The following is a 3,696-nucleotide window of genomic DNA, read 5'->3' as shown; positions in this document are numbered from 1 at the left end:
CCGACCTAACATGTTCGCCCGCTGGTAACATGCTAATCACCACATCAGCCCCCTCAGCAACGTTTTTCAGAGAGTCGCAGACCTTAGCCCCCGCTTCGGTCAGCGGTTTGGTTAGGCTCTCGACTAAGTCATAGACTTGAACGTTGAATCCAGCCGAGACAAGATTAAGTGCCATCGGTGCGCCCATGTTACCTAGCCCGATAAATGCGATGGTTTCCATATGTCGTGCTCCTGAAAGTTAGTAATGGCCTAGTTGCAATAGGGGGTGATTCTCATCATCCCAAAGAGGGGTAAACAAACCTTCAATAACATGCTCATCCACCTCGGCAACGCTTTTGTATTGCCACTTAGGGTCGCCATCTTTATCGATGAGCCTCGAACGTACCCCTTCACGAAACTCTCCAAGTAAGGCGCTTCGAACCGAAACAGTCAGCTCTAAACGAAAACAATCCGCTAGCGAGAGGTTGTGGTGATCAATCATCTGGCGATAGCAGATATGAGCACTAATCGGACTGCCCTGCTTAAGGTTATTCTTGGCCGTTTCTAGCCAAGGTTCACTTATATCGAGCGTACCAATTTGTTCGACGACTTGCGTGATATTCTCGCCATGACATGCGGTTTGAATATTCGAAAGATAACGGCTGATCTGCGTCGCAGGTGCCTGCTCTTCAGCTCCCATTTGTAAAGACTCAAGCATTTCTGTGACCACTTCATAAGCGTCATCACCACAATCCCAATCTGCGACTTGGAGCTGCTCTAGCAATGTTGCTTTGCCACTCGACAGTACTATGTGATCAGTCAAGTGAAGTTGAAGTGCATCAGCGGCATTGACCATCATCCCTGTCAAACCTAGAAATAACCCCACTCCATCATCGAGACGATTTAAAAACCATGTTCCGCCAACATCTGGGTATAAGCCAATACTGATTTCCGGCATCGCAAGGCGCGAGCTTGGAGTAACCACCTTGTGACTAGAGCCCATATAGAGGCCCATGCCCCCGCCCATAACAATGCCCTGACCCCATGCAATGATAGGTTTACAATAGGTATGGATTAAATAGTCACATTGATATTCGATGGTAAAAAAGTGGGTGCAGAAATCTTCTATCTGCGCATCAGTGGAGTCGTGCATCACCCTGTGCATAGTACGTACATCGCCCCCGGCGCAAAATGCTTTATCTCCTGCCCCCTCAAGTAGCACGCAGATGATGGTGTCGTCATCGTGCCACTTATTTAGTTGGTGCTTTAAACTAGTCAGCATATCCAACGAAAGGGCATTTAAAGATGCCGCGTTATCTAACGTCGCGATGGCAATTTTATGCTCGCTGTCACTACAGGGCAGCTCAGCAAAATGAACAGACTCACTCATGTTGCTTCCTCCTCAACCTACCTGTTTTTCCACTCTGGGCGGCGTTTTTCCAAAAAGGCATTAACGCCCTCAGTTTGGTCCTGAGTATCAAATAGGTGGATAAACAGTTCTCGTTCTTTCAATAATCCATGCGAAATTGGGTGATTACGGGTGTTTTGGATTAATGATTTACACGCAGTAACCGAAGGCGGCGATTGGTTTGCGACCATTTCAGCAAGACGAACAGCTGTCTCTAATGCCTTTCCTTGCTCAACCACCTCTTCCACTAGACGAACTTCTAGTGCTTTTTCAGCACTCACTTGTTCGCCACATAGTATGATTCGTTTTGCCCAGCCTTCCCCGACCAACGCGGTAAGATTTTGCGTGCCTCCAGCACATGGCAATAGACCCACTTTAGCCTCGGGTAAAGCCAGCATGGCCTGCTGTTCAACGACTCTAATATCACAGGCTAGAGCGACCTCTAGCCCACCGCCCATTGCGTAACCATTAATCGCAGCAATTGAGACGCCTCGAAATGCACTTAAGGTTTCAAACGCTTCACCAAACACCCGCGCCATCTCCGCAGCGACACGTGTATCACCCGAAGCGAACAAGTTAAGATCCGCACCTGCAGAGAAGAACTTGTCGCCCTGCCCAGTAATCACTAGCGCGTAGACATCCAAATTATCATTGAGCTCTAACACTAAGCTTTTTAACTGATTCAAACTCTGTTTAGTCCAGGTATTGGCTGGCGGGTTGTTCATGGTCAGCACAGCGACATGGTTGTCAATCTTATGTTCAATAGGGTTGATGGTTTGCTGAGACATAATCGATTCCCTTAGAATATTTGCGAGCCTTCGCTTAGTAAGCGTCGTGCGATGATTAGGCGCATGATCTCATTGGTTCCTTCGAGTATTTGATGGACTCTGACATCTCTGAAATGGCGCTCCAACGGATACTCTTTGATATAACCATAGCCGCCAAACAACTGAAGCGCCTGATCACAGACCTTAAAACCCACATCGGTAGCGAACCGTTTCGCCATTGCGCAGTAAGCTGTTGCCTCTGGGTCGCCACGGTCTAATTTGCTTGCCGCCAGCCTGACCATTTGCCGCGCGGCGATCAATTCTGTTGCCATATCAGCCAACTTAAACTGCAGCGCCTGAAAGCTTGCCAGTGCATTGCCAAATTGTTTACGTTCTTTGCTATATTCAAGTGCAAGGTTTAATGCTTGTTGCGCGGTTCCGACGGAGCAGGTGGCGATGTTGATCCGTCCGCCATCAAGCCCTTTCATCGCAAAAGTGAAGCCCTGTCCTTCTTCTCCAAGCAAGTACTCTTTAGGAACGACAACATTTTCAAATGTGATGCTTCGTGTTGGCTGGGAGTTCCAACCCATTTTCGGCTCTTTGCGACCGTAGCTAATACCTTGGCTATCCGCAGGTACCACAAATGCCGAGATTCCCTTTGCCCCTTTGTCGCCCGTCCGAGCCATTACCACCAGCACATCGGTTTCACCTGCGCCGGAGATAAACACCTTAGTGCCGTTAATCACATAGCCTTGCTCGGTTAATTTGGCTGAAGAGGTTAATGAAGCAGCATCTGAGCCCGCATTCGGCTCGGTCAAACAGTACGAGCCCAACCACTCGCCGCTAATCAGCTTAGGACAAAAGTGTACTTGAACCTCTTGAGTAGCAAAGCTGCCAATCATCCATGCAACCATATTGTGGATGGTCATAAATGCCGTGGTTGAAGTACAACCCATAGCGAGCTGCTCAAAAACAATAGACGAATCTAAGCGGCTCAACCCCAATCCACCCTGTCCCTCCGGCGTATACAGACCAAGAAAACCAAGCTCGCCAGCCTGCTTGAGAACCTCTTTAGGAAAAATTTGCTTCTCGTCCCACTCAGCGGCATTCGGCATAAGCTGCTCTTTGGCATACTGGCTTGCGGTACCGGCAAAAGCAACTTGGTCTTCATTTAACTCGAAATCCATAACGCCTCCTTAGCGAAGCTGAATCGTCATGTTTGGGCCGCTTGGGATATCGTCATCAAACCAACGCGCCGTGACAGTTTTGGTTTCGGTATAAAAACGTACCGCCTGCTTGCCATAAGCGTGGAGATCACCATAGAAGCTACCTCGCCAACCCGTAAAGGAGAAAAACGGTAATGGTACGGGAATAGGAACATTAATCCCGACCTGCCCGACCAAAATCTCATGTTGGAACTTTCTCGCTGCTGCGCCACTAGCGGTAAAAATAGAAGTGCCATTGCCATAAGGGTTATTGTTGATTAGCGCTATTGCCTCTTCCAGCGTTTCAACCTCGATACAAACGAGCACTGGCCCAAAG

At 48.6% G+C, this 3,696-nt stretch carries 5 protein-coding genes; all 5 read right to left on the bottom strand.

Annotated elements, in window-relative coordinates; translation table 11 throughout:
- On the bottom strand, nucleotides 1-220 hold a 220-nt coding region (locus tag QTO00_RS16405), incomplete at its 3' end, for an NAD(P)-binding domain-containing protein (protein ID WP_331425746.1).
- 18 nt (nucleotides 221-238) lie between these two features.
- Nucleotides 239-1,369, bottom strand: a complete 1,131-nt coding sequence (locus QTO00_RS16400; protein WP_331425745.1) for an enoyl-CoA hydratase/isomerase family protein — start codon at nucleotides 1,367-1,369, stop codon at nucleotides 239-241.
- Nucleotides 1,370-1,386: 17 nt separating this feature from the next.
- Nucleotides 1,387-2,175 carry an enoyl-CoA hydratase gene (locus QTO00_RS16395; RefSeq protein WP_331425744.1) on the bottom strand — a complete coding sequence of 263 codons (789 nt, stop codon included), beginning with the start codon at nucleotides 2,173-2,175 and terminating at the stop codon, nucleotides 1,387-1,389.
- Nucleotides 2,176-2,186: 11 nt separating this feature from the next.
- Nucleotides 2,187-3,341 (bottom strand): acyl-CoA dehydrogenase family protein, encoded by a 1,155-nt coding sequence (locus tag QTO00_RS16390; RefSeq protein WP_331425743.1) that lies wholly within the window; start codon nucleotides 3,339-3,341, stop codon nucleotides 2,187-2,189.
- 9 nt (nucleotides 3,342-3,350) lie between these two features.
- Nucleotides 3,351-3,696: aldehyde dehydrogenase family protein (locus QTO00_RS16385; RefSeq protein ID WP_331425742.1), on the bottom strand; the 346-nt coding region annotated here is incomplete at its 5' end.

The sequence above is a fragment of the Vibrio sp. M260118 genome, from assembly GCF_036533755.1.
In the GTDB taxonomy this organism is placed as follows: Bacteria; Pseudomonadota; Gammaproteobacteria; order Enterobacterales; family Vibrionaceae; genus Vibrio.
This window is presented reverse-complemented; position numbering and strand designations above follow the sequence as displayed.

Bases quoted from the DNA above. Each gene is read 5' to 3' on its own strand.
- QTO00_RS16400 (WP_331425745.1), bottom strand. From the start codon at position 1,369: ATGAGTGAGTCTGTTCATTTTGCTGAGCTGCCCTGTAGTGACAGCGAG.
- QTO00_RS16390 (WP_331425743.1), bottom strand. From the start codon at position 3,341: ATGGATTTCGAGTTAAATGAAGACCAAGTTGCTTTTGCCGGTACCGCA.
- QTO00_RS16395 (WP_331425744.1), bottom strand. From the start codon at position 2,175: ATGTCTCAGCAAACCATCAACCCTATTGAACATAAGATTGACAACCAT.